The organism is Pseudomonas rosaeacicularis (assembly GCF_057128745.1).
On sequence record NZ_JBSKHT010000008.1, the window covers coordinates 102,470 to 125,818 of the forward strand.

19 protein-coding genes are annotated in these 23,349 nt (G+C 59.7%); 14 read left to right on the forward strand and 5 right to left on the reverse strand.

Going from position 1 to position 23,349, the window contains the following annotated elements; genetic code table 11:
- Window positions 1-9 precede the first annotated feature (9 nt).
- The gene (gene dapC, locus ACWKWM_RS12050; RefSeq protein ID WP_483846359.1) at window positions 10-1,206 is read left to right on the forward strand and encodes a succinyldiaminopimelate transaminase; all 1,197 of its coding nucleotides are present in this window, start codon (window positions 10-12) and stop codon (window positions 1,204-1,206) included.
- A gap of 140 nt (window positions 1,207-1,346) precedes the next feature.
- Here the strand turns inward: dapC and ACWKWM_RS12055 are convergent, their stop codons facing one another.
- Entirely contained in the window at window positions 1,347-2,993 is a 1,647-nt protein-coding gene (locus ACWKWM_RS12055; RefSeq protein WP_483846360.1) for a Na+/H+ antiporter, read from the reverse strand.
- Window positions 2,994-3,225: 232 nt separating this feature from the next.
- On the opposite strand from ACWKWM_RS12055, the gene ACWKWM_RS12060 reads away from it, so the two are divergent.
- From ACWKWM_RS12060 to ACWKWM_RS12075, 4 genes are all read left to right on the forward strand, one after another.
- Window positions 3,226-3,585, forward strand: a complete 360-nt coding sequence (locus ACWKWM_RS12060; protein ID WP_483846361.1) for an ArsC family reductase — start codon at window positions 3,226-3,228, stop codon at window positions 3,583-3,585.
- 35 nt (window positions 3,586-3,620) lie between these two features.
- Window positions 3,621-4,655: a 2,3,4,5-tetrahydropyridine-2,6-dicarboxylate N-succinyltransferase gene (gene dapD / locus ACWKWM_RS12065; RefSeq protein ID WP_483846362.1), complete on the forward strand. Its 1,035-nt coding sequence runs from the start codon at window positions 3,621-3,623 to the stop codon at window positions 4,653-4,655.
- Window positions 4,656-4,718: 63 nt separating this feature from the next.
- The gene (locus ACWKWM_RS12070; protein ID WP_483846363.1) at window positions 4,719-5,924 is read left to right on the forward strand and encodes an aminotransferase class V-fold PLP-dependent enzyme; all 1,206 of its coding nucleotides are present in this window, start codon (window positions 4,719-4,721) and stop codon (window positions 5,922-5,924) included.
- Window positions 5,921-6,325: a SufE family protein gene (locus ACWKWM_RS12075; RefSeq protein WP_483846364.1), complete on the forward strand. Its 405-nt coding sequence runs from the start codon at window positions 5,921-5,923 to the stop codon at window positions 6,323-6,325. The genes ACWKWM_RS12070 and ACWKWM_RS12075 overlap by 4 nt, the downstream gene beginning before the upstream one ends.
- On the opposite strand, the gene tcdA is transcribed toward ACWKWM_RS12075, so the two are convergent.
- On the reverse strand, window positions 6,310-7,140 hold the full coding sequence (tcdA, locus tag ACWKWM_RS12080; protein WP_483846365.1) for a tRNA cyclic N6-threonylcarbamoyladenosine(37) synthase TcdA: 831 nt from the start codon (window positions 7,138-7,140) through the stop codon (window positions 6,310-6,312). The two genes, ACWKWM_RS12075 and tcdA, sit on opposite strands and share 16 nt — an antisense overlap.
- Window positions 7,141-7,409: 269 nt before the next feature.
- Between tcdA and ACWKWM_RS12085 the strand changes: the two genes are divergently transcribed.
- The 8 genes from ACWKWM_RS12085 (at window position 7,410) to ACWKWM_RS12120 (ending at window position 17,340) form a co-directional block, all read left to right on the forward strand.
- Entirely contained in the window at window positions 7,410-9,998 is a 2,589-nt protein-coding gene (locus ACWKWM_RS12085; RefSeq protein ID WP_483846366.1) for a glycosyltransferase, read from the forward strand.
- Between the two features lie 194 nt (window positions 9,999-10,192).
- On the forward strand, window positions 10,193-11,344 hold the full coding sequence (dapE, locus tag ACWKWM_RS12090) for a succinyl-diaminopimelate desuccinylase (RefSeq protein ID WP_483846367.1): 1,152 nt from the start codon (window positions 10,193-10,195) through the stop codon (window positions 11,342-11,344).
- Window positions 11,344-12,153: a putative RNA methyltransferase gene (locus ACWKWM_RS12095; protein WP_483846368.1), complete on the forward strand. Its 810-nt coding sequence runs from the start codon at window positions 11,344-11,346 to the stop codon at window positions 12,151-12,153. The genes dapE and ACWKWM_RS12095 overlap by 1 nt, the downstream gene beginning before the upstream one ends.
- 92 nt (window positions 12,154-12,245) lie before the next feature.
- Window positions 12,246-12,623 (forward strand): hypothetical protein, encoded by a 378-nt coding sequence (locus ACWKWM_RS12100; RefSeq protein WP_483846369.1) that lies wholly within the window; start codon window positions 12,246-12,248, stop codon window positions 12,621-12,623.
- 262 nt (window positions 12,624-12,885) lie between these two features.
- On the forward strand, window positions 12,886-15,375 hold the full coding sequence (gene plsB / locus ACWKWM_RS12105; RefSeq protein WP_483846370.1) for a glycerol-3-phosphate 1-O-acyltransferase PlsB: 2,490 nt from the start codon (window positions 12,886-12,888) through the stop codon (window positions 15,373-15,375).
- A 132-nt stretch (window positions 15,376-15,507) separates the two neighbouring features.
- A complete protein-coding gene (locus ACWKWM_RS12110) occupies window positions 15,508-16,101 on the forward strand; it encodes a hypothetical protein (RefSeq protein ID WP_483846371.1) in 594 nt (197 codons plus the stop codon).
- A gap of 109 nt (window positions 16,102-16,210) precedes the next feature.
- Window positions 16,211-16,609, forward strand: coding sequence for a YbaY family lipoprotein (locus tag ACWKWM_RS12115; RefSeq protein WP_483846372.1), 399 nt, complete (start codon window positions 16,211-16,213; stop codon window positions 16,607-16,609).
- 41 nt (window positions 16,610-16,650) lie between these two features.
- Window positions 16,651-17,340 carry a DUF4197 domain-containing protein gene (locus ACWKWM_RS12120; protein ID WP_483846373.1) on the forward strand — a complete coding sequence of 230 codons (690 nt, stop codon included), beginning with the start codon at window positions 16,651-16,653 and terminating at the stop codon, window positions 17,338-17,340.
- Between the two features lie 103 nt (window positions 17,341-17,443).
- Here ACWKWM_RS12120 and ACWKWM_RS12125 read toward each other — a convergent pair whose 3' ends face one another.
- Together ACWKWM_RS12125 and ACWKWM_RS12130 are read right to left on the reverse strand one after the other, a co-directional pair.
- Window positions 17,444-20,512 (reverse strand): efflux RND transporter permease subunit, encoded by a 3,069-nt coding sequence (locus ACWKWM_RS12125; RefSeq protein WP_483846374.1) that lies wholly within the window; start codon window positions 20,510-20,512, stop codon window positions 17,444-17,446.
- Window positions 20,513-20,518: 6 nt separating this feature from the next.
- Window positions 20,519-21,619, reverse strand: a complete 1,101-nt coding sequence (locus ACWKWM_RS12130; RefSeq protein ID WP_483846375.1) for an efflux RND transporter periplasmic adaptor subunit — start codon at window positions 21,617-21,619, stop codon at window positions 20,519-20,521.
- 107 nt (window positions 21,620-21,726) lie between these two features.
- Between ACWKWM_RS12130 and ACWKWM_RS12135 the strand changes: the two genes are divergently transcribed.
- Entirely contained in the window at window positions 21,727-22,359 is a 633-nt protein-coding gene (locus ACWKWM_RS12135) for a TetR/AcrR family transcriptional regulator (RefSeq protein WP_483846376.1), read from the forward strand.
- Between the two features lie 129 nt (window positions 22,360-22,488).
- Here the strand turns inward: ACWKWM_RS12135 and ACWKWM_RS12140 are convergent, their stop codons facing one another.
- Window positions 22,489-23,271, reverse strand: a complete 783-nt coding sequence (locus ACWKWM_RS12140; RefSeq protein WP_483846377.1) for a class I SAM-dependent methyltransferase — start codon at window positions 23,269-23,271, stop codon at window positions 22,489-22,491.
- Window positions 23,272-23,349 lie beyond the last annotated feature (78 nt).

Below are 23,349 nucleotides of genomic sequence, written 5' to 3' on the forward strand. Positions count from 1 at the left end.
TGACATCCGATGAACAACGCCCTGCAACAGCTTCAGCCTTATCCGTTCGAAAAGCTCCGCGTATTGCTCGGCGGCGTCACGCCAAACCCGGACAAGCGTCCCATTGCGCTGTCGATTGGCGAGCCCAAACACAAATCGCCCGCCTTCGTGGCCCAGGCTCTGACCGATAATCTCGATCAGATGGCCGTGTACCCGACCACGGCGGGCATCCCGGCGCTGCGCGAAGCCATCACTGGCTGGTGCGAGCGTCGTTTTGGCGTGCCAAAGGGCTGGCTCGATCCGGCGAAGCACGTTCTGCCGGTCAACGGCACACGTGAAGCGCTGTTCGCCTTCACTCAGACGGTTGTCAATCGCAGCGACGATGGCCTGGTAATCAGCCCCAACCCGTTCTATCAAATCTACGAAGGCGCGGCGTTTCTTGCCGGCGCGCAGCCGCACTATCTCCCGTGCCTGAAAAGCCACGGTTTCAATCCGGATTTCGACGCGGTAACGGCTGACATCTGGGACCGTTGTCAGATCCTGTTCCTCTGCTCGCCCGGCAATCCCACGGGCGCATTGATCCCGCTGGAAACCCTGAAGAAGCTTATCGCCTTGGCCGACAAGCATGATTTCGTGATTGCCGCAGACGAGTGCTATAGCGAGCTTTACTTCGACGAGGCGACTCCGCCAGCGGGTTTGCTCAGCGCTTGCGTTGCGTTGGGTCGTGAAGATTTCAAACGTTGCGTGGTGTTCCACAGCCTGTCCAAGCGTTCGAACCTGCCGGGGCTGCGCTCGGGTTTCGTGGCGGGCGATGCCGAGACTCTCAAGGCGTTCCTGCTGTATCGCACCTATCACGGCTGCGCCATGCCGATTCAAACCCAGCTGGCGAGCATCGCGGCCTGGAACGATGAAGAGCACGTGCGCGCCAACCGTACGCTGTACCGCGAAAAATTCGACGCGGTGCTGAATATTCTGTCTCCGGTCCTGGACGTACAGCGTCCTGATGGCGGTTTTTATCTGTGGCCCGACGTGGGCACCGATGACGCCGCCTTCACCCGCGACCTGTTCGTGGCCGAACACGTGACTGTAGTGCCCGGTTCGTACCTGTCTCGCGAAGTGGACGGCTTCAATCCAGGGGCAGGCCGCGTGCGTCTGGCACTGGTTGCGCCACTGGCCGAGTGCATCGAAGCGGCCGAGCGGATCAGGGATTTCGTTCAGAAGCGTTGACCGCGCTTTCGCCAGGACGTGGATCTGAACTTGAAGCTGTAGGAGCGAACTTGTTCGCGAGACGTCGCCACAACCGATACATATCTATCGCCTGACGCAGTGACTCGCGAACAAGTTCGCTCCTACAGGCCCCCGCAGAATTACCGGACGACGCCAAGATTCGCCTCGTTCAGATCCAGCTCCGCCAATACCTGCCGCAACACGTCATCACCGATCTGGTGATGACGATGCAGCCTGTACAGCTCAAGCCGCTGCGCCCGCAGGGCACTGATGCGCATTTTGCGCTCCAGAACATCCATCTGGAACGCCAATGCCTGCGCCTCAGCCGTGTCATTGAATATTTCCAGGCGGTGCCGATACTCCGACATGATCCGAGCCTTGACCTCGGTCGCAAGCACCGCCTGTGCTGCGTCCGGAGACACCGTGGCGTCGGTCATCTCTTCGCTCTCCAATGCGTGAATCGCAGCTTCAGCGGTGTGTTTCCAGGCGTCCCGCACTTCCTGCTTCATCTTCGGGTCGGGCCTATTCTCGACTCCGCGCAGCAGCAGGGGCAGCGCAATACTCGCAGCAACCAGTGAAAGCAAAATCACCCCGGCCGCGATGAAAATCAGCAGATCACGCTCGGGGAATTCCACCCCGGCCGACAGCAGCATTGGCACCGACAGGGTACCGGCGAGCGTGACCGCGCCGCGCACGCCACCGACGGTCAACAGCAGCGCCGAACGCGTGGTCGGTTCGAGCGAATCATCGCCGCGTCCGCGCCAACGCCTGAGGGCGATCATCAAGCGCCATGAACTCTGCACCCAGACGTAGCGCAGCACGATCAACACCAGAAAAATCGCTAACACATCCAGACAGCGCCACATCAGCGTTGGCCACAACGTAGTCTCGTTGTGAGTAACAGCGCCGATAATGTCCGGCAACTGCAAGCCCAGCAGCAGAAAGATCAGTCCGTTGAAGGCGAATTCCAAAAGCGTCCAGACGCTTCGATTAAGCAGCCGGGTACTGGTTTGACGTGGCAGCAGATCGACCCAGCTTTGCATCATCCCGGCCGCCACGGCCGAAAGAATGCCCGAGCCGCCCAGTTGCTCGGCGAGCACGTACGCAGCAAAGGGCACGAGCAACATGAACACGACATGCGTTGCAGGGTCATCCCAGCCCCGCGCGATCATCCAGCTGCGAAGCCGCCCTACCAGCCAGCTCAATGCCACACCCACCGCCAGCCCACCCAGCGCCACCAACACGAAAGTCAGGCTGGCGTCGGCCAGAGAAAACACGCCGGTGATCGCCGCCGCCAGGGCGAACTTGAACGTCACCAGGCCCGACGCATCGTTCATCAGCGCTTCGCCTTGCAGCAGACGCATGATCGGCACCGGCAAGCGTTCTTGAGCGATAGCCGAAACTGCCACAGCATCTGTAGGTGAAAGTACCGCGGCCAGTGCGAAGGCCACCGGCAGTGGAATGGTCGGCAAAATCCAGTGGATAAAATAGCCAGCACCGACGACGGTGAAGATCACAAGCCCGACAGCGAGCGTCAGAATGGGCCCGCGATAACGCCAGAGGTCACGTTTAGGCATGCGCCAACCGTCTGAAAACAGCAGCGGAGGCAGAAAAAGGAAGAGGAAGAGTTCTGGATCGAGGGCGACGTGCAGGCCCAGCGTCGGCCAGGCCAGCAACGCTCCGGCGGCGATCTGCACCAACGGCAGTGGCACCGGAATGACCCGGGCCACTAACCGAGAGAGGCCTACCAGCGTCAACAGAATAAGGACGGTATAGGCTGTTTGCATCGGCGTAGTTTCCTGATCGGACGAGATGTGTGAGTCGTCCGGAGACTGACTGTGCTGCAGCTTCGAAGTGCCATCTTAGCGGGTTAAGCTGTCATTTCGCTGTTGCCCATGGGTATAAACAGACCGCACACAGGTATCGACCGGATAAACCCGCCAGCGGGCCGCGCCCAATGGGTGTGGTCGTGGCATAATCCGTCACCGTTTTTTCCAACCTCTCACCGGCGACACGTTCATGGCTGATGAAAACACGTTGCACCTGTTCGGGATCAAGGCTTGCGACACGATGAAAAAGGCTCGCACCTGGCTCGACGAAAAATCGGTGAATTACGATTTCCACGACTATAAAGCGGTAGGCATTGATCGCGAGCACCTGACGCAGTGGTGCAACGAACATGGCTGGCAAGTGGTGCTCAACCGCGCCGGCACGACCTTCCGCAAACTCGACGACGCTCAGAAAGCCGATCTCGACCAAGAGAAGGCTATCGAACTGATGCTCGCGCAGCCGTCGATGATCAAGCGCCCCGTGCTGGATCTTGGCGGCAAAACCCTGATTGGTTTCAAACCCGAACTGTACGCAGCGGCTATCGACTGATTGAGATAGCCTTTAATCGTTAAAGAGGTATTTACATGTCCACTTCATTGTTCAGCCTGGCCTTCGGCGTTGGCACACAAAACCGTCAAGGCACTTGGCTGGAAGTGTTTTACGCTCAGCCGCTGGTCAATCCGTCGGCTGAATTGATCGCCGCGGTCGCTCCCATTCTGGGATACACCGGCGGCAACCAGGCCATCGCATTCAATACCGATCTGGCGTCCAAACTGGCCGACGCACTGAAATCTGTCGACGCGGTTCAAGCAGCCCTGCTGACCCGTCTGGCCGAGAGCCACAAGCCGCTGGTCGCCACGCTGCTGGCCGAAGATGCCGCGCTGACCTCAACGCCGGAGGCTTACCTCAAGCTGCATCTGCTGTCCCATCGTCTGGCCAAGCCTCACGGGCTGAACCTGACCGGCATCTTCCCGCTGCTGCCGAACGTGGCATGGACCAGCCAAGGCGCCGTTGATCTGGTTGAGCTGCCTCAGCGCCAGCTCGAAGCGCGCTTGAAGGGCGAGCTGCTGGAAGTGTTCTCTGTTGATAAATTCCCGAAAATGACCGACTACGTCGTGCCGAGTGGCGTGCGTATCGCTGACAGCGCGCGCGTGCGTCTGGGCGCTTACATCGGCGACGGCACCACCGTCATGCACGAAGGTTTCGTCAACTTCAACGGCGGCACCGAAGGCCCGGGCATGATCGAAGGTCGTGTGTCGGCTGGCGTGTTTGTCGGCAAAGGTTCGGACCTGGGCGGCGGTTGTTCGACCATGGGCACCTTGTCCGGCGGCGGCAACATCGTGATCAAGGTCGGCGAAGGCTGCCTGATTGGCGCGAACGCCGGCATCGGCATTCCTTTGGGCGATCGCAACACCGTTGAGTCCGGTCTGTACGTAACTGCTGGCACCAAAGTCGCGCTGCTGGATGAAAACAACGAACTGGTCAAAGTGCTGAAAGCGCGTGATCTGGCCGGTCAGCCTGACCTGCTGTTCCGTCGCAATTCGCAGACCGGCGCAGTGGAATGCAAAACCCACAAGTCGGCCATCGAGCTGAACGAAGCGCTGCACGCTCACAACTGATCGATGCTGCGTGCGAGTCGGAGCCTCTCGGGGCTCCGAACCCGCCCCACCGAGTTCCTGAACATGTTGCTTCCCTCTCCCTGGCGCGCTGACTTTCCAGCCATCGCCGCCCTGCAACGGCAAGGCCAGACGTATCTGGACAGCGCCGCCACCGCCCAAAAGCCACAACGCCTGATCGATGCCCTGAGCCATTACTACGCCAACGGCGCCGCCAACGTGCACCGGGCGCAGCATCTGCCGGGCGCGCTGGCGACCCAAGCCTATGAAGACACGCGCCATAAAGTCGGCCAATGGCTCAATGCCGGTACCTCCGGGCAAGTGGTGTTCACCCATGGCGCGACTTCGGCGCTCAACCTGCTGGCTTACGGGCTGGAACACCTGTTCGAACCCGACGACGAAATCGTCATCAGCGCACTGGAACACCACGCCAACCTGTTGCCGTGGCAGCAACTGGTGCAGCGCCGGGGTTTGAAACTGGTGGTGTTGCCGCTCGCTGAAAGTGGCTTGATCGATCTGCATCTAGCGGCCTCGCTGATCGGCCCGCGTACGCGATTGGTAGCAGTGAGCCAGCTGTCGAACGTACTGGGCGGCTGGCAACCGCTGTCCCAATTGCTGGCGATGGCCAGAGCGCACAATGCGATCACCGTAGTCGATGGCGCGCAAGGCGTGGTGCATGGCCGGCACGACGTCGCGGCATTGGGCTGTGATTTCTACGTTTTTTCCAGCCACAAACTGTACGGTCCAGACGGCGTTGGCGTGCTGTATGGCCGCAACAATGCGCTCGAACTGCTACGCCACTGGCAGTTTGGCGGCGAGATGTTGTTGCAGACGAACTATCACGAAGCCACCTTCCGCCCTGCGCCACTGGGCTTTGAAGCGGGCACTCCACCGATTGCCGGAGTGATTGGTTTGGGTGCAACGCTCGATTACCTCAACAGCCTGGACGCTCGGGCCATCGCGGAACATGAGGCAGGGCTCCACGCCCTCTTGCGCGAAGGACTGCTCGCCCGCGACGGCGTGCGTTTATTGGGCAGCCCGACGCTGGCCCTCGTAAGCTTTGTGGTGGAAGGCGTCCACAATGCCGATGTGGCGCATTTGCTCACAGAGCAAGGCATCGCGGTGCGCGCTGGCCATCACTGCGCGATTCCGCTGCTGAACAGTCTGGGGCTGGCCGGGGCGATTCGGGTGTCGCTGGGGATGTACAACGATTCCGACGATCTTGAGCGATTTTTTACCGCGCTGGATCAGGCGTTGGAGTTGCTGCGATGAGCCTGCCAATCGAGGCACAAACAGCGCTGGAAACCTTCAGCGCGCCATTGAGCTGGGAGCAGCGCGCTCGACTGTTGATGCAATGGGGCGAACGCCTGCCCTCCCTCCCCGACGACGAAAAAACCGATGAGCATCTGGTCGACGGCTGCGAAAGCAAAGTCTGGTTGCTGGCTGATTTCAGCAACGGCCATTGGCAGTTTCGTGCAGCCAGTGACGCGCGGCTGATTCGCGGCCTGGTGGCGTTGTTGCTGGCACGGGTCAACGGCTTGCCCGCAGCTGAACTGCAGAGCATCGACCTGACCCACTGGTTCGATCAGTTGGGCTTGAGTCGCCAGCTCTCGCCTTCGCGCAGCAACGGACTCAACGCCGTGCTGCAGCGGATGCGTCAACTGGCAGGCTGAGCTGCTTCTTTCGCTTTGATCCGGTCGGATGGACGCCGCACGCCCGCGACGATCTTATCCACCGCTTTGGTCGCCGCTACCATGCCGAACGTGGCCGTCACCATCATCACCGCGCCAAAACCGCCTGCGCAATCGAGCTTTACGCCATCACCGACGAAACTCTTTTGCAGGCAGATGCTGCCGTCGGGTTTCGGGTAGCGCAGTTGTTCGGTAGAGAACACGCACGGCACGCTGTAATGGCGGGTGACGGTGCGCGAGAAGCCGTAATCCCTACGCAGTGTCGAGCGCACTTTTGAGGCCAGCGGGTCGTTGTAGGTTCGGTTGAGGTCGCACACCTGAATCAGCGTCGGGTCGATTTGCCCGCCTGCACCGCCGGTGGTGATGATCTGAATCTTGCGGCGTTTGCACCAGGCAATCAGCGCCGCCTTGGCGTTGACGCTGTCGATGCAGTCGAGCACGCAATCGATGTCTGGCGTGATGTACTCGGCCATGGTCTCGCGGGTGACGAAATCCGCCACCGCATGGACGACGCAATCGGGGTTTATCTCACGCAGACGATCGGCCATGACCTCGACCTTCGCCCGCCCGACGGTGCTGGTCAGGGCGTGCAATTGGCGGTTGCTGTTGCTGACGCACACGTCGTCCAGGTCGAACAGCGAGATTTCTCCTACGCCACAGCGGGCCATGGCTTCGGCCGCCCACGACCCCACGCCGCCGATGCCAACGACCGCCACATGGGCCGCGCGCAGCCGCTCCAGACCTTCGATGCCATACAACCGGGCGACGCCAGCGAAACGCGGATCTTCTGTGCTCATGACCAATCCCCCAAAAACCGGCGCGCATTATAGGCGCAACGCCCTTCTGTAGGAGCGAATTCATTCGCGAGTCGCTGGTACAGCCGACAAAGGGGTGCAGAGCGCAAAACCCCTCGCGAATAAATTCGCTCCTACAGAAGATGCCACCCGGTAGAATCTTCCTACACCAAATACTGAATCGAACTTCAAGCCGTGTAGGCTGACAAAGCTCTAGCCCACCGAAGCTCTTCGGCGATCGCTTGTTCCCCCTTTCGGAACCCGAAACATCTATGTCATCGCGTAAATTTGGACTCAACCTGGTCGTCGTCGTGGCTATTGCTGCGCTGTTCACTGGTTTCTGGGCGTTGATCAATCGCCCTGTAACAGCGCCCAATTGGCCGGAACAAATCTCCGGTTTCTCCTACTCCCCTTTTCGCCTGGGACAAAACCCACAGAAAGGTGTGTATCCGTCCGACGATGAGATGCGCCAGGACCTGGAGCTGATCAGCAAACAAACCGACAGCATCCGCATCTATTCAGTCGACGGCCCGTTGGGTGACATACCCAAGCTGGCGGAAGAATTCGGCTTGCGGGTGACGCTGGGTATCTGGATCAGCCCGGACCAGGAGCGCAATGAGCGCGAAATCACCCGCGCCATCGAACTGGCCAATACCACCCGCAGCGTAGTGCGGGTGACGGTCGGCAACGAAGCCCTGTTCCGCAAAGAAATCACGGTCAAGGAGCTGATCGCCATCATCGATCGCGTGCGAGCGGCGGTGAAAGTCCCAGTGACCACGTCCGAGCAATGGCATATCTGGAAGGACAACCCGGAACTGGGCAAGCACGTCGATTTGATCGCGGCGCACATTCTTCCCTATTGGGAATTTGTGCCCATGGCCGACGCCGGGCAGTTCGTTTTTGACCGTGCGCGAGAGCTCAAACGCATGTTCCCGAAAAAGCCGTTGCTGCTGTCGGAAGTCGGCTGGCCGAGCAACGGTCACATGCGTGGCGGTGCTGACGCGACCCCTGCCGATCAGGCGGTCTACCTGCGCACGCTGGTGAACAAGCTGAACCGTCAGGGCTTCAACTACTTCGTCATCGAAGCGTTCGACCAACCGTGGAAGGCCAGCGACGAAGGCTCGGTCGGCGCGTACTGGGGCGTGTACAACGCCAACCGCCAGCAGAAATTCAACTTTGAAGGCCCCGTCGTCGCGATCCCGCAATGGCGCGTACTAGCCACAGGCTCAGCGGTGCTGGCGATGCTTTCGCTCGCCCTGTTGCTGATCGATGGCTCGGCGCTGCGTCAACGCGGTCGTACGTTCCTGACCTTCATCGCCTTCTTGTGCGGGTCGGTGTTGGTGTGGATCGGCTACGACTACAGCCAGCAATACAGCACATGGTTCAGTTTGCTGGTGGGCTTTTTGCTGGCATTGGGCGCGCTTGGCGTGTTCATCGTCTTGTTGACCGAAGCCCACGAACTGGCGGAGGCGGTATGGACCCACAAGCGGCGTCGTGAATTCCTGCCAGTCGAAACGGACAGCGCCTACAGACCGAAAGTCTCCATCCACGTGCCGTGCTACAACGAGCCGCCGGAGATGGTCAAACAGACGCTCAACGCCCTCGCCGCTCTCGATTATCCAGACTTTGAGGTGCTGTTGATCGACAACAACACAAAGGACCCCGCCGTCTGGGAGCCGGTCAAGGCGCACTGTGAAACGCTTGGCCCGCGCTTTAAGTTCTTCCACGTCGCGCCCTTGGCCGGCTTCAAAGGCGGCGCGCTGAATTACCTGATTCCGCACACCGCTGCTGACGCTGAAGTCATTGCCGTGATCGATTCGGATTACTGCGTTGACCGCAACTGGCTCAAGCACATGGTCCCGCATTTCGCCGACCCGAAAATCGCCGTCGTGCAGTCGCCCCAAGACTATCGCGATCAGAACGAAAGCACGTTCAAAAAGCTATGCTATTCGGAGTACAAAGGCTTCTTCTACATCGGCATGGTCACCCGCAACGACCGTGACGCGATCATTCAGCACGGCACCATGACCATGACCCGTCGCTCGGTGCTCGAAGAGCTCGGCTGGGCTGACTGGTGCATTTGTGAGGACGCCGAGCTGGGTCTGCGAGTATTCGAAAAGGGCTATTCGGCGGCCTATGCCCATAACAGTTTCGGCAAGGGATTGATGCCGGACACCTTCATCGACTTCAAAAAGCAGCGTTTCCGCTGGGCCTATGGCGCTATTCAGATCATCAAGCGTCACGCCGCCAGCCTCCTGCGCGGCAAAGACACTGAGCTGACTCGCGGCCAGCGCTATCACTTTCTCGCGGGCTGGTTGCCGTGGGTGGCGGACGGCATGAACATCTTCTTCACGGTCGGCGCGTTGATGTGGTCATCGGCGATGATCATCGTGCCCAAGCGCGTTGACCCGCCGCTGCTGATTTTCGCCATTCCGCCGCTGGCGCTGTTTTTCTTCAAAGTGGGCAAGATCATTTTTCTTTACCGCCGCGCCGTGGGCGTGAACCTGAAGGATGCGTTCTTCGCTGCGCTGGCCGGGCTGGCCTTGTCGCACACCATCGCCAAAGCGGTGCTGTATGGTTTCTTCACCACCAGCATTCCGTTTTTTCGCACGCCGAAAAACGCATCCAGTCATGGATTCCTGGTCGCCATTTCCGAGGCTCGTGAAGAAGTGTTCATCATGCTGCTGCTGTGGGGTGCGGCGCTGGGGATTTGCCTGGTGCAGGGCCTGCCGAGCAACGACATGCGCTTCTGGGTCGCCATGCTGCTGGTGCAATCGCTGCCGTACCTTGCCGCGCTGATCATGGCGTTTTTGTCGTCGCTGCCTAAACCCAAGGCGGTGGCTGAGCCGGTGACGGTCTAAAACCGGTAAATGCATAGCCAAACGGCGGCCTTCGGGTCGCCGTTTTGCTTTAAGATGTCCCCCTTTTTTGCACTGTTGGAGCGAGGCTTGCCCGCGAAGGCGTTGTGTCAGACGCCTCACCTACACCTGACCCACCGCCTTCGCGGGCAAGCCTCGCTCCAACACGTTTTAACTTCATTTTCATCGGACCTTCCATGACAGCCCCAGCCGACCTCTCGCCCACTCTTCAACTCGCCTGCGACCTGATCCGTCGGCCATCGGTCACGCCGCTGGATGCCGATTGCCAGGCCGTGATGATGAAACGCCTGGGCGATGCCGGTTTTATGCTGGAGCCGATGCGCATCGAGGATGTGGATAACTTTTGGGCGACCCATGGCACTCAAGATGGCCCGGTGCTGTGTTTTGCCGGTCACACCGACGTAGTGCCCACCGGCCCGGTTCAGGCTTGGCAGACAGATCCGTTCAGCGCGCTGATCGATGAAGACGGCATGCTTTGCGGCCGTGGCGCGGCGGACATGAAAGGCAGCCTGGCGTCGATGATCATCGCCACCGAGCGTTTCGTCGCCGATCACCCCAATCACAAGGGCAAGATCGCTTACCTGATCACCAGTGACGAAGAAGGCCCGGCGCACCACGGCACCAAAGCGGTGGTCGAGCGTCTGGCGGCGCGCAAAGAGCGGCTGGACTGGTGCATCGTCGGCGAACCGTCGAGCACCACGCTGGTGGGCGATGTGGTGAAAAACGGCCGTCGCGGCTCGTTGGGCGCTACCCTCACCGTTCGCGGCATTCAGGGCCATGTGGCCTATCCGCATCTGGCCAAGAACCCGATTCATCTGGTTGCCCCGGCGCTGGCCGAACTGGCTGTCGAGCATTGGGATGAAGGCAACGCGTTCTTCCCGCCCACCAGCTTTCAAATTTCCAATCTCAACTCCGGCACTGGCGCGACCAACGTGATTCCGGGCGATCTGGTGGCGGTGTTCAACTTCCGTTTTTCCACCGAATCCACCGTCGAAGGCCTGCAGAAGCGGGTGGCCGATATCTTCGACAAGCACGGGCTGGACTGGCACGTGGAATGGGCGTTGTCCGGCCTGCCGTTTCTGACCGAACCCGGCGCGCTACTGGATGCAGTGGCGGCGAGCATCAAGCACGTCACCGGTCGTGACACCAAGGCGTCCACCAGCGGGGGCACCTCGGACGGACGCTTCATCGCGACCTTGGGTACGCAAGTGGTGGAACTAGGGCCGGTCAACGCGACGATTCACCAGGTCAACGAACGCATTCTGGCCAGTGATCTCGACGTACTGACCGAGATTTACTACCAGACACTGGTCAAGTTGCTCGCCTGATGCTGACTTGTCCGATTTGCTCAGCGCCGCTCGACGCGACGGATAACGGCGTGGTCTGCCCCGCAGGCCATCGTTTTGACCGCGCGCGCCAGGGTTATCTGAACCTGCTGCCGGTGCAGCACAAAAACAGCCGCGACCCGGGCGACAACCAAGCCATGGTCGAAGCCCGCAGGGACTTTCTCAACGCCGGCCATTACGCGCCGGTCGCCAAGCGCCTGGCTGAACTGGCCGCCCAATACGCGCCGCAGCGCTGGCTCGATATCGGCTGCGGCGAGGGTTATTACACCGCGCAGATTGCCGATGCGCTGCCACATTCTGAAGGCTACGCGCTGGACATCTCCCGCGAAGCGGTTAAACGCGCCTGTCGTCGAAACCCCGCATTGACCTGGTTGATCGCCAGCATGGCCCGCGTGCCGTTGCCGGACGACAGCTGCCAGTTCATTGCCAGCGTTTTCAGCCCGCTGGACTGGCAAGAGGCCAAGCGCTTGCTGAGCAAGGGCGGCGGATTGATGCGTGTAGGACCGACCAACGAACACCTGATGCAATTGCGCGAACGGCTGTACGACGAAGTCCGCGATTACGCCGATGACAAACATCTGGCCCTGATACCCGAAGGCATGGCGCTTGAGCACAGTGAAACCCTGCGCTTCACACTCAGCCTGGTGGACGGTCAATCACGCGCCAATCTGCTGGCCATGACGCCCCACGGTTGGCGTGCCAGCGCCGAACGCCGGACTGCGGTCATCGAGCAGGCCGAACCTTTCGAGGTCACGGTTTCGATGCGCTACGATTATTTCGTTCTGCAATGACGCACACGCCGCAATTTCAAAGGGCTGCCTAGGTAGCCCTGTTTCAAGACTGAATCCGCGAATGGATTTTCAAGATCACCGACGAGGCATCCATGCGCCAACCTGACATCGAGATTTACCTGAAAGACAGCGACGTTGATCACAAGGCCATCACGGCTTGGCTCACATCGGCCATTGGTCCTTGCAGCGAATGGGCTCAACAGGGCCAGACCTGGAAATGCAGCGCGGCGGGCATTCCCGTCACGTGGTTTCCAAAAGCTGTGGGCAAATGGAACAGCCTGCTGCTGGAAAGCGATCAAACCCCATGGGAAGACGACATCGCCTGCGGCCGTGCAGCCTTTGCCGCGCTGAACGTTGAAGTGCGTTGCGCACCTGGCACCTGGGTCGAAGAAGAAGCAGACGAAGCAGCAGACCGCTGGATTCGCATCAGTGCCGACGGTGAAGAAGAAATCACCTGGCGCACCACATAACCCTGTAGGAACAGCGTGCCCGGGAAGATTTGAAGCACTCAAGATATACCGGCCAATAAAGCAGGACACCTGTGGGAGCGGACCTGTCCGCGAATACGGTCTTTCAGTCAAGCATATGCGTTGAAGCTGACGACCCTTTCGCGGACAGGTCCGCTCCCACAAGTGTGATGTCTCCCTCCTGATCTCTGCCGCTTTGCCCATCCCCCCCAGATACGGCAAACTGGCGCCCTCGCGGGCCTCGCCCCTTTTCAGCAGATTTCGTATGACCCGTTCCCCGTTTCGCCGTCTTGTGTTCGGCACCGTGCGTCGATTGCTGTACCTCTGGGTTCGCTCGGAGACGATCAATCAATCGTCGTTCACCCTCAACCTGGACCGCAGCCGGCCGGTCTTCTATTCCCTGCAAAACCCTTCCATCAGCGACCTGGCGGTACTCGATACCGAATGCCGCAAGGCCGGTTTGCCAAGGCCCGTGCTGTCGGTCGCAGTGGGCAATCTGACCGAGCCCGCGGCGTTCTTTTACCTGACTCCGGCGCCGGACTGGCTGGGGCGTCAGGACAAACGCGGCGCGCCGCCGACGCTGGAGCGGCTCGTCGGCGCGGTGACGCAAAACGCGACCGAAGATGCACAGATCATCCCGGTCAGCGTGTTCTGGGGTCAGTCCCCGGACAAGGAAGACAGCCCGTGGAAGCTGCTGTTCGCCGACAGTTGGGCGGTCACCGGGCGTCTGCGCAAATTCATTACCATCCTGATTCTGGGCCGAAAGACTCGCGTGCAGTTCTCGGCGCCGATTCATTTGCGCGAACTGGTTGATGAAAATAAGGGATACGAACGCACCGTGCGCATGGCCCAGCGCCTGCTTCGCGTGCATTTCCGTAATCTGAAAACCGCGGTCATCGGTCCTGACTTGTCACACCGACGCAATCTGGTGAAGGGTTTGCTGGCGGACCCGATGGTCAAACAGGCGATCCTCGAGGAAGCCGAACGCGAAAAAATCCCTGAAGCCAAGGCCCGGGAAAAGGCCCTGCACTACGGCAATGAAATCGCTTCGGACTACACCTACACGGTGATCCGATTCATGGAAGTGGTGCTGAGCTGGTTCTGGAACAAGATCTACGACGGCATTAAGGTCAGCCATATCGAAGGCGTGCAGAACGTCGCCCAAGGCAACGAAATCATTTACGTGCCGTGCCACCGTAGCCACATCGATTACCTGCTGCTGTCCTATCTGCTGTTCCGCAACGGGCTGACGCCGCCGCACATTGCCGCCGGCATCAATCTGAATATGCCGGTGATTGGCGGCCTGCTTCGGCGCGGCGGCGCGTTTTTCATGCGTCGTACATTCAAGGGCAACCCGCTGTACACCGCTGTGTTCAACGAATACCTGCACACCCTGTTCACCAAGGGCTTCCCGGTGGAATATTTCGTCGAGGGCGGACGTTCACGGACCGGGCGCATGCTGCAACCCAAGACCGGCATGCTGGCGATCACCCTGCGCAGCTACTTGCGCAACTCCAGAACGCCGATTGTCTTCGTCCCGGTGTACATCGGCTACGAGCGTGTGCTCGAAGGCCGTACGTACCTGGGCGAACTGCGTGGGGCGGCGAAGAAAAAAGAGTCGATCTTCGACATCTTCAAAGTTATCGGCGCGCTCAAGCAGCGTTTCGGCCAGGTATCGGTCAACTTCGGTGAGCCGATCAAGCTGGGCGAATTCCTTGACCATCAACAGCCTGACTGGCGCGCGCAGGAACTTGGCCCGCAGTTCAAGCCGACCTGGCTGCACGAAACCACTCACCGTCTGGGTGAACGCGTGGCTCAGCACCTGAACGAAGCGGCGGCCATCAATCCGGTCAATCTGGTGGCGCTGGCGTTGCTGTCGACGCAAAGACATGCGCTGGACGATCAAGCGCTGGCGCGGGTGCTGGACCTGTACTTGACCCTGCTGCGTCGGGTGCCGTATTCGCCGCACACCACACTGCCCGAAGGCGATGGCCGAGCGTTGATCGAGCACGTCAAAGGCATGGACCTGCTGTCCGAGCAAAAAGACGCGCTGGGCAAGATTCTGTATCTGGACGAGCCAAACGCCGTTCTGATGACCTACTACCGCAACAACGTGCTGCACATCTTTGCCCTGCCCTCGTTGCTGGCGAGCTTCTTCCAGAGTTCGTCGCGCATGAGCCGCGAGCAGATCCTGCGCTACACCCGCGCGCTGTATCCGTATTTGCAGTCGGAGCTGTTTATTCGTTGGTCGATGGATCAACTCGACGAAGTCGTAGATCAATGGCTGGAGGCGTTCGTCGAACAAGGCTTGCTGCGTTTCGAAAACAATGTGTTCCTGCGCCCGGCGCCGAGTTCGCGTCACTTTGTGCTGCTGACACTGTTGTCTCGGGCGATTGCCCAAACGTTGCAACGCTTCTATATGGCCATCGCGCTATTGCTCAACAGCGGGCAACACACGCTGAGCGCCGAAGAGCTGGAAGACCTGTGTACGGTCATGGCCCAGAGGTTGTCGATTTTGCATGGCCTGAACGCCCCGGAATTCTTCGACAAAAGCCTGTTCCGTCACTTCATTCAGTCGCTGCAGGATCAAGGCGTTCTGCGCAAGGACGAAGCCGGCAAGCTCGGTTATCACGAACTGCTGGGCGAGTTGGCAGAGGGCGCGGCCAAGCGCGTTTTACCGGCAGAAATTCGTTTATCGATTCGCCAGGTGGCACTGCATCGCAATGAGGAGCCTGAAGAAACGCTGGTTAAGTAGGACAAATACCCTGCCTTTGTGATCCCTGTCCGTGAAATGAACAGGAAATAAGGACGGTGATTTAAAGCGTTGAAATCAACGCTAGGCTGAAGCTCACGTCAATATCGACGTAATCGATAAGGAAATCGACCAATGAGCGACACAACCGAAATCACCGTCATCTTTCACATGCCCCCTGGCTATGTTCCGCCAGACAAAGACGTTCTCGTTCATGTCACCGCACATGACATCTCCAACCCGGATATCTCGCGGACAGTACTGGAGTCGTCCAGCTATAAAATGCCGACGTTTCCATGGCGCCTCGTGTTCACCCTCGATAAAACCACGACACCGGTGTGGGGGCTTGAGCACTCAATCAACGTCAGCATTTTTCATAAAAAGAAACCTGTGCTGTTGGAGTGCGAACATTTGCTGGCACTGACCGGCGATCGGGAGCACCACCTGTTTCTGAGCCCAGAAGGCCACGTGTATGCCGATAACATTGATCCGCCAAATCGCGCACGCTCTGGCGGGGCAACCTGGTCCGCGGTTTTGCATGAAGTCGACGATTCAACAGCGATCATCGGTACGTCCACCACCGATTGGGACGAAACCGGGGTGTACGTCACCTACGATCCAGCAAGCATCAAGCCGGGCAAGAAGTACGCACTGACCGGCTATGAGAACGACCGCGGCGTGAAGGACCCTCTCACCCTCCACCCTGCGCGGATCGGCCTGACTCCTTGAGAGCAGATGAAAAATCAGCGCGCTGTAAGGGCAGCTAACTCACAGTACTTTCCGTAGAATCTGCAACGGCGCCTGGAATGATCCCGGCGTCGTTGATACGGAGATCCCGATGAAAAAACTGTCGCTCACGCTTCTGACAATGCTCCTCGCAGCGTGCACGAACGCCCCGGACAATCTCCGCGGCAGCCTGGATGGCGAAGTCTTCTACTTGCAACGCATGGCCCTGCCGCCGACCGCCACGCTGACCGTCAGCTTGCAGGACGTGTCTGTGGCAGACGCGCCGGCACAAACCCTGGCCAAACAAAGCGGGCCAATCCAGGGTCAGGTGCCGATGCCATTTCACCTGACGTACGACCAGAAACAGGTCCAGCAAGGCCACACATACTCGGTCAGTGCGCGTATAGAGGTCGACGGCAAGCTGCTGATGCTCAGCACTGAACGCTACAGCGTCGACCTGACACTGGAAGAAAAACCACCTGTGCGTATTCGCTTGAATCCGGCGCGCTAAGCTTTAATTCTCTGCCCCATTTCTGAAAAAGGACGCCGCTCATGCTGCCTCGTTCCCTCACGTTCACCGGCCTGTGCGCTGGCCTGTTGCTCTCGGTCAACGCCTTTGCGCTTTCGCTGGGCGATCTTTCGCAATCGGACGCCACTGGCGGGCTAAAAGACGCACTGACCCAAGGCGCGCAAGTCGCGGTCAAGCAGTTGGGCGTGCCGGGCGGCTTCAGCAATAACCAGGACGTGCGCATCGAGCTGCCGGGCAATCTGGGCAAAGTGGCGAAGAAGATGAAGCAGTTCGGTATGGGCGCGCAGGTCGATCAGCTGGAAACCAGCATGAACCAGGCCGCCGAAGCCGCTGTGCCACAGGCTCAGGCGTTGCTGGTGGATGCTGTGAAGAAAATGAGTGTGGAAGACGCCAAGGGCATTCTCAGTGGCGGCAAAGATTCGGCAACCCAGTATTTGAGCAAAACCAGCCGCGAGCAGATTCGCACCAAGTTCCTGCCGATCGTCAAACAGTCCACCGACAAGGTCGGGCTGGCGCAGAAATACAACGCGTTTGCCGGTCAGGCTGCGACCTTGGGTGTGCTGGACGCCAAGAATGCGAACATCGAAGGGTACGTGACCGAACAGGCGTTGAACGGGCTGTTCGAAATGATCGCCAAGCAAGAAGAAAGCATTCGGGCGAATCCGGCAGCGGCGGCAACCAGTCTGGCGAAGAAAGTCTTTGGGGCGCTTTAACGGTTGATGCCCCCCCTGTAGGAGCCAACTTGTTGGCGAGACCGGCACCGCGGTGTGTCAGGCAAGACGCTTCGCGAACAAGTTCGCTCCTACAGGATCGGCATCATTCGGTTTTCTTCACCTTGAACCACGCCGCATACAACGCTGGCAAAAACAGCAGCGTCAGCGCTGTCGCCACGATCAGGCCACCCATGATCGCCACGGCCATCGGACCGAAGAACACGCTGCGTGACAGCGGAATCATCGCCAGCACTGCCGCCAGCGCAGTCAGCACAATCGGTCTGAAACGTCGGACCGTGGCTTCGATGATTGCCTGCCAACGGTCCAGCCCACTCGCGATATCCTGCTCGATCTGATCCACAAGAATCACCGAGTTGCGCATGATCATCCCCGACAAGGCGATGGTCCCGAGCATCGCGACGAAGCCGAACGGCTGGCCGAAGATCAGCAGAAACAACGTGACCCCGATCAACCCCAACGGTGCGGTCAGAAACACCATCACGGTGCGTGAGAAGCTGCGCAACTGGATCATCAGCAACGTCAGCACCACCACGATGAACAGCGGCACACCGGCATTCACAGAGTTTTGCCCACGAGCGGAATCCTCGACCGTACCGCCCACCTCCAGCAGATAACCGTCGGGCAATTCTGCGCGCACGCCATCGAGGGTCGGCATGATCTGTTTGACCAGTGTCGCCGGTTGTTCCTTGCCATAGATGTCGGCGCGCACTGTCACGTTGGGCAGTCGATTGCGGTGCCAGATCACGCCCTCTTCGAAACCGTATTCCAGCGTCGCCACTTGCGACAGCGCCACACTGCTGCCATTTGCAGTGGGGATCGACAGGCTCGACAGCGCGCCCAACTCTTGCCGCTCGCGTTCGGTGCCGCGCACCAGAATTTCAATCAGTTCGTCGTCCTCGCGGTATTGGCTGACGCTCGACCCAGTCAGCTGGCTCTGCAGGAAGCGCGACAGATCCGCCGTAGTGACGCCCAGCGCCCGCGCACGGTCCTGATCGACGTTCAGATAAATGACTTTGCTCGGCTCCTCCCAATCCAGATGCACGTTCACCACATGGGGGTTTTCGCGGACCTTGGCCGCGACCTTGCGAGCCAGCGCCCGAACTTGATCGATGTGCTCGCCGGTCACCCGAAACTGCACCGGATACCCCACAGGCGGGCCGTTCTCCAGGCGTGTTACGCGGGGGCGCAACATCGGAAATTGCTCATTCAGAGTGGTGATCAGCCAGGTACGTAGCGCCTCCCGATCTTCGATGGTTTTGGCCAGCACCACGAATTGAGCGAAGCTCGCTGCCGGTAATTGCTGATCCAGCGGCAGATAGAAACGAGGCGAACCGGTGCCGACATAGGCCACATAATTCTCGACGCCAGCGTGGTCTTTGAGCATCGCCTCCAGACGTTTGACCTGCTCGGTGGTGCTGCTCAACGACGCCCCTTCCGCCAGCTTCAGATCGACCATCAACTCCAGACGTCCGGAAGCCGGGAAGAACTGCTGTGGCACGAAGCGGAACATCGCAATCGAGAGCACGAACAGGATCAGCGTCAGCACGATCACCGTCTTGCGCCGCCGCACACACCAGCCCACCAAACCTCTCACGCGCTTATAAAAAGGCGTGCCATAGGGATCGGGCGCATCAGGCCCGGAGCCATGTTTGGCCGCGTGTATCTTCGCCAGATCCGGTAGCAGACGCTCACCCAGATACGGCACGAACACCACCGCAGCCACCCAGGACGCCAGCAGCGCAATGGTCACCACCTGAAAGATCGAACGCGTGTATTCGCCGGTGCTCGACTGCGCAGTGGCGATCGGCAGAAAGCCCGCCGCCGTGATCAGCGTACCGGTGAGCATCGGGAACGCGGTGCTGGTCCAGGCAAAGCTTGCGGCCTTCACCCGGTCGTAACCCTGCTCCATTTTGATCGCCATCATTTCCACGGCAATGATCGCGTCGTCCACCAACAGCCCCAAGGCCAACACCAAAGCACCGAGGGAGATCTTGTGCAGGCCGATGCCCAAGTAGTACATGCAGGCGAACGTCATCGCCAGCACTACCGGAATGGCCAGCGCGACCACCAGACCAGTGCGCATGCCAAGGAAGAAAAAGCTCACCAGCAGCACGATGCCCAACGCTTCTGCCAGTACTTGGACGAACTCGCCGACGCTGGTTTTCACCGCTGCCGGTTGATCCGACACTTTTCGCAACTCCATGCCCGCAGGTAGGTTGCTCTGCAATCGCGCGAACGCACCTTCCAGCGCTCGCCCGAGAACCAGAATGTCGCCGCCGTCTTTCATGGCCACGGCCAGACCGATAGCGTCTTCGTCCATGAAGCGCATGCGCGGCGCTGGGGGATCGTTGAAACCGCGATGCACTTCGGCCAGATCACTGATGCGGAACGTGCGGTCGCCCACGCGGATCGGAAAGCTACGAATCTCGTCCACCGTCTGGAAACGACCGGTTACCCGCAGTTGAACACGCTCGCTGGGCGTTTCAAAAAAGCTTGCGGCGGTGACGGCGTTTTGCGCTTCGAGGGCCTGCTGAACCGATTGCATCGGCAAGCCGAGGGTGGCGAGTTTGACGTTCGACAACTCGATCCAGATCTTCTCGTCCTGCAATCCCAGCAGCTCGACCTTGCCCACGTCTTTGACCCGTTGCAGCTGGATCTGGATGCGATCGGCGTAATCCTTGAGCACCGCGTAGTCGAAACCCTTGCCGGTCAGCGCGTAGATATTGCCGAACGTGGTGCCAAATTCATCGTTGAAAAAAGGGCCCTGCACGCCGACGGGAAGTGTCTGCCTGATGTCGCTGATCTTCTTGCGGATCTGATACCACAGCTCCGGCAATTTGGCCGACACCAGATTGTCCCGCGCAACGAACGTGACCTGAGATTCACCCGGTCGCGAGAACGAGGCGATGCGCTCGTAATCGCCGGTTTCCATCAGCTTCTTTTCGATGCGATCAGTGACTTGCCGCGCTACTTCTTCAGCACTGGCGCCCGGCCACAAGGTGCGAATGACCATGGCTTTGAAGGTGAACGGCGGGTCTTCACTTTGCCCAAGCTTGGTGTAAGACAGCGCGCCAACCACCGCCAGAAGGATCATCAAATACAGGACCATCTGGCGGTTGCGCAGAGCCCATTCCGAGAGATTGAAACGCATCCGGGCCTACTCCTTCGCCGCCAGTGTCACCGCTCGGTTATTGCGATCCACCGGACGAATCGGCTCGCCCTCGTGCAGCACATGCACCCCGGCGGCGACCACCCAATCGGTGGCTTCAAGCCCACTCAACACCGGCACCGATTCCTGGCCATACGCGCCGACCTGCACCGGCGTGCGCTTTAGGGTGTTGTCGCTCTGCACGCGCCAGACGTAGGTCGCGCCATTCTCGGCAGTCAACGCCGATAAGGGCACCGACAGCGGCACGTTTTGTTCGGACGCGATAAACACCCGGGCGCTTTGGCCCAAATCAGCGGGCACCTTGCCCTCGGCAAAGGCGATGCGCGCAGCAAAGGTACGCGAACGCGGGTCGGCGGCCGGGGACAGTTCCCGAATGCGGCCGGGGAAACGCTGATCCCGCTGCGTCCACAGCTCCACAGACACCGGCTGGCCGATTTTGAAACGACCGTAGTTTTGCTCGGGGAGGCTGATCAGCACTTCACGCTCGCCGTCGGCCGCCAGCGTGAACACGGTCTGACCCGCAGCCACCACTTGCCCGACTTCCACCAGGCGTTTGGCGACAACCCCATCTTGAGACGCACGAAGCACCGCGTAACTGGTTTGATTGCCAGCGACTGTGAACTCGGCTTTGAGCTGTCTGACGCGCGCGTCACCGGCCCGGTAGAGGTTTTCGGCGTTGTCGTATTGGGATTTGCTGACCATCTGCTTGTCCATCAGCGTCTTGTAACGGTCACGCTCGGAACGGACCATTTGCAGATTGGCTTCGGCGGCGGCCACTTGAGCGCGCGTCGCATCGAGTTGCAGCCGCACGTCCTGTGCATCAAGTTCGGCCAGCGGCTGATTGGCCTTGACCCGTTCGCCCTCCTCCACCAGACGCTTGCTCACTTTGCCGGGGATTCGAAACGCCAGCTCCGGTTCGAACCGGGCGCGCACTTCACCGGGATAGCTGTCCATCGATTGGGCGGTTGGCTGTGGTTGCACGACCATCGCCGGGCGCACCGTGGCGGGGACTGAAACTTCCTGACCGCAGGCTGTCAGAAGTGACGCCAGGCTGATGGATACGGCGAGGAACAAAGCATCGCGACACATGATGTGAGACCTGGGCAAAGAGGGCTTGGAATAATTGTACTGCCGAGTATATTTAAAATTACCAAACTGACCAGTCCACTATTGAAATGAATACGCCAGCCCAACCCATGAACGACCCGACTCCCCCCTCCGGCCCTGGTCGCCCGAAAGACTTGGCCAAGCGACAGGCGATCCTCGATGCGGCGAAAAATCTGTTCGTGCGCAACGGTTATGCGAGCACCAGCATGGATGCGGTTGCCGCTGAAGCTGGGGTATCCAAGCTCACGGTCTATAGCCATTTCACTGATAAAGAGACGCTGTTTTCGGCGGCAGTGGTGGCGCGCTGTGAGGAGCAGGTACCTGAGTTGTTCGTCGATCTGCCGCTCAATATGCCGGTGGAAAAAGTGTTGCTAGCCATCGGCAGAGGATTTCAGACCCTGATCAACAGCCCGGAGTCGTTAGAGCTGCACCGCTTGATGATCGCCCTGGGCAGTCAGGACCCAAAGCTGTCGCGGGTGTTTTTCGAGGCGGGACCGCAGCGGATTCTTCAGGAAATGGAGCGGTTTCTGACGCGTATCAACGACACCGAGGGCTTGCATTTCGACTCACCGGCAAGCGCAGGCGAACACTTCTTCAGCCTGGTGAAGGGCGCGTGCAATTTTCGACTGTTGATTGGCTGTGGGGAGTTGCCGAGCGACGAGGCTGCCGAGCGGCATGTGCAGGAAGTGGTGGGTTTGTTTTTGCGGGCTTATCGCGCGTAATTCGGCCGCAAATCTGATTGTGCCCACGCTGCGCGTGGGTATGCATCTCATGACGCTCTGCGTCACAGCAGTCGACGCGGAGCGTTGGGGGCGGCATTACCACGCAGAGCGTGAGAACGATCAGGCCGCCTACGATTTCAACGCCTTCTTCGGATAAATGTCATACCGGCTGGATTTGCCATCCAGCGCATAACTCGGTTTTGGCCCGTCGATGCACGGCGCCTTGCGCGGACGCTTGACCACAACGCGGTGGGTCGCCAGCGCCAATGCAGCTTCAAGCAACGCCGGGGCGTCCATGTCGTCGCCGACCAAGGGCCGGAACAGGCGCATTTCCTTCTTCACCAGCGCCGTTTTCTCACGATGGGGAAACATCGGGTCGAGGTAGATCACCTGCGGCGGCTCGCCTTCCCAGTGGCGAATCAACTCGATGGAGTTGCCGGTCAACAGGCGCATCTGGCTGATGATGGAGCCAACTTCCCGATCTCGTCGCCCCCGCGCCAGCCCGTCTTCCAATAGCGCAGCGATGATCGGCTGCCGTTCGATCAGGCTCATTTCGCAACCCAGGCTTGCCAGCACGAACGCGTCCTTGCCCAACCCAGCCGTCGCATCAAGAACCTTCGGACGAACACCGGGCTGAATGCCCACAGCCTTGGCGATCATTTGTCCGCTGCCGCCGCCGAACAATCTGCGATGGGCGACCGCACCTTCGACGAAATCCACCCGTACTGCGCCTGGTACATCGTCACCCAGCTGCTGCAACTGCAAACCGGCGTCGGTCACTTGCAGGGCAAAATCCGCCTGCGCATCTTCCAGCGGCAAACCCAGACGCTGCGCCCATTGTTCAGCCTGGGCCTGCCCATCGACAGACAAAGCCTGGACCCGAATGCGACTGCCCGTTTGTTGCTCACTCATTGTGTCCACACGCTCAAATTTTCTTAATGATTGGCAACGACTGCCGATAACCAAAGTATCCGGCATTTTGCCAGAACC

Excerpts from the sequence above, each read along its gene's own strand:
- dapC (WP_483846359.1), top strand. The coding sequence starts at position 10 with ATGAACAACGCCCTGCAACAGCTTCAGCCTTATCCGTTCGAAAAGCTC.
- ACWKWM_RS12055 (WP_483846360.1), bottom strand. The coding sequence starts at position 2,993 with ATGCAAACAGCCTATACCGTCCTTATTCTGTTGACGCTGGTAGGCCTC.
- ACWKWM_RS12060 (WP_483846361.1), top strand. The coding sequence starts at position 3,226 with ATGGCTGATGAAAACACGTTGCACCTGTTCGGGATCAAGGCTTGCGAC.
- dapD (WP_483846362.1), top strand. The coding sequence starts at position 3,621 with ATGTCCACTTCATTGTTCAGCCTGGCCTTCGGCGTTGGCACACAAAAC.
- ACWKWM_RS12070 (WP_483846363.1), top strand. The coding sequence starts at position 4,719 with ATGTTGCTTCCCTCTCCCTGGCGCGCTGACTTTCCAGCCATCGCCGCC.
- ACWKWM_RS12075 (WP_483846364.1), top strand. The coding sequence starts at position 5,921 with ATGAGCCTGCCAATCGAGGCACAAACAGCGCTGGAAACCTTCAGCGCG.
- tcdA (WP_483846365.1), bottom strand. The coding sequence starts at position 7,140 with ATGAGCACAGAAGATCCGCGTTTCGCTGGCGTCGCCCGGTTGTATGGC.
- ACWKWM_RS12085 (WP_483846366.1), top strand. The coding sequence starts at position 7,410 with ATGTCATCGCGTAAATTTGGACTCAACCTGGTCGTCGTCGTGGCTATT.
- dapE (WP_483846367.1), top strand. The coding sequence starts at position 10,193 with ATGACAGCCCCAGCCGACCTCTCGCCCACTCTTCAACTCGCCTGCGAC.
- ACWKWM_RS12095 (WP_483846368.1), top strand. The coding sequence starts at position 11,344 with ATGCTGACTTGTCCGATTTGCTCAGCGCCGCTCGACGCGACGGATAAC.
- ACWKWM_RS12100 (WP_483846369.1), top strand. The coding sequence starts at position 12,246 with ATGCGCCAACCTGACATCGAGATTTACCTGAAAGACAGCGACGTTGAT.
- plsB (WP_483846370.1), top strand. The coding sequence starts at position 12,886 with ATGACCCGTTCCCCGTTTCGCCGTCTTGTGTTCGGCACCGTGCGTCGA.
- ACWKWM_RS12110 (WP_483846371.1), top strand. The coding sequence starts at position 15,508 with ATGAGCGACACAACCGAAATCACCGTCATCTTTCACATGCCCCCTGGC.
- ACWKWM_RS12115 (WP_483846372.1), top strand. The coding sequence starts at position 16,211 with ATGAAAAAACTGTCGCTCACGCTTCTGACAATGCTCCTCGCAGCGTGC.
- ACWKWM_RS12120 (WP_483846373.1), top strand. The coding sequence starts at position 16,651 with ATGCTGCCTCGTTCCCTCACGTTCACCGGCCTGTGCGCTGGCCTGTTG.
- ACWKWM_RS12125 (WP_483846374.1), bottom strand. The coding sequence starts at position 20,512 with ATGCGTTTCAATCTCTCGGAATGGGCTCTGCGCAACCGCCAGATGGTC.
- ACWKWM_RS12130 (WP_483846375.1), bottom strand. The coding sequence starts at position 21,619 with ATGTGTCGCGATGCTTTGTTCCTCGCCGTATCCATCAGCCTGGCGTCA.
- ACWKWM_RS12135 (WP_483846376.1), top strand. The coding sequence starts at position 21,727 with ATGAACGACCCGACTCCCCCCTCCGGCCCTGGTCGCCCGAAAGACTTG.
- ACWKWM_RS12140 (WP_483846377.1), bottom strand. The coding sequence starts at position 23,271 with ATGAGTGAGCAACAAACGGGCAGTCGCATTCGGGTCCAGGCTTTGTCT.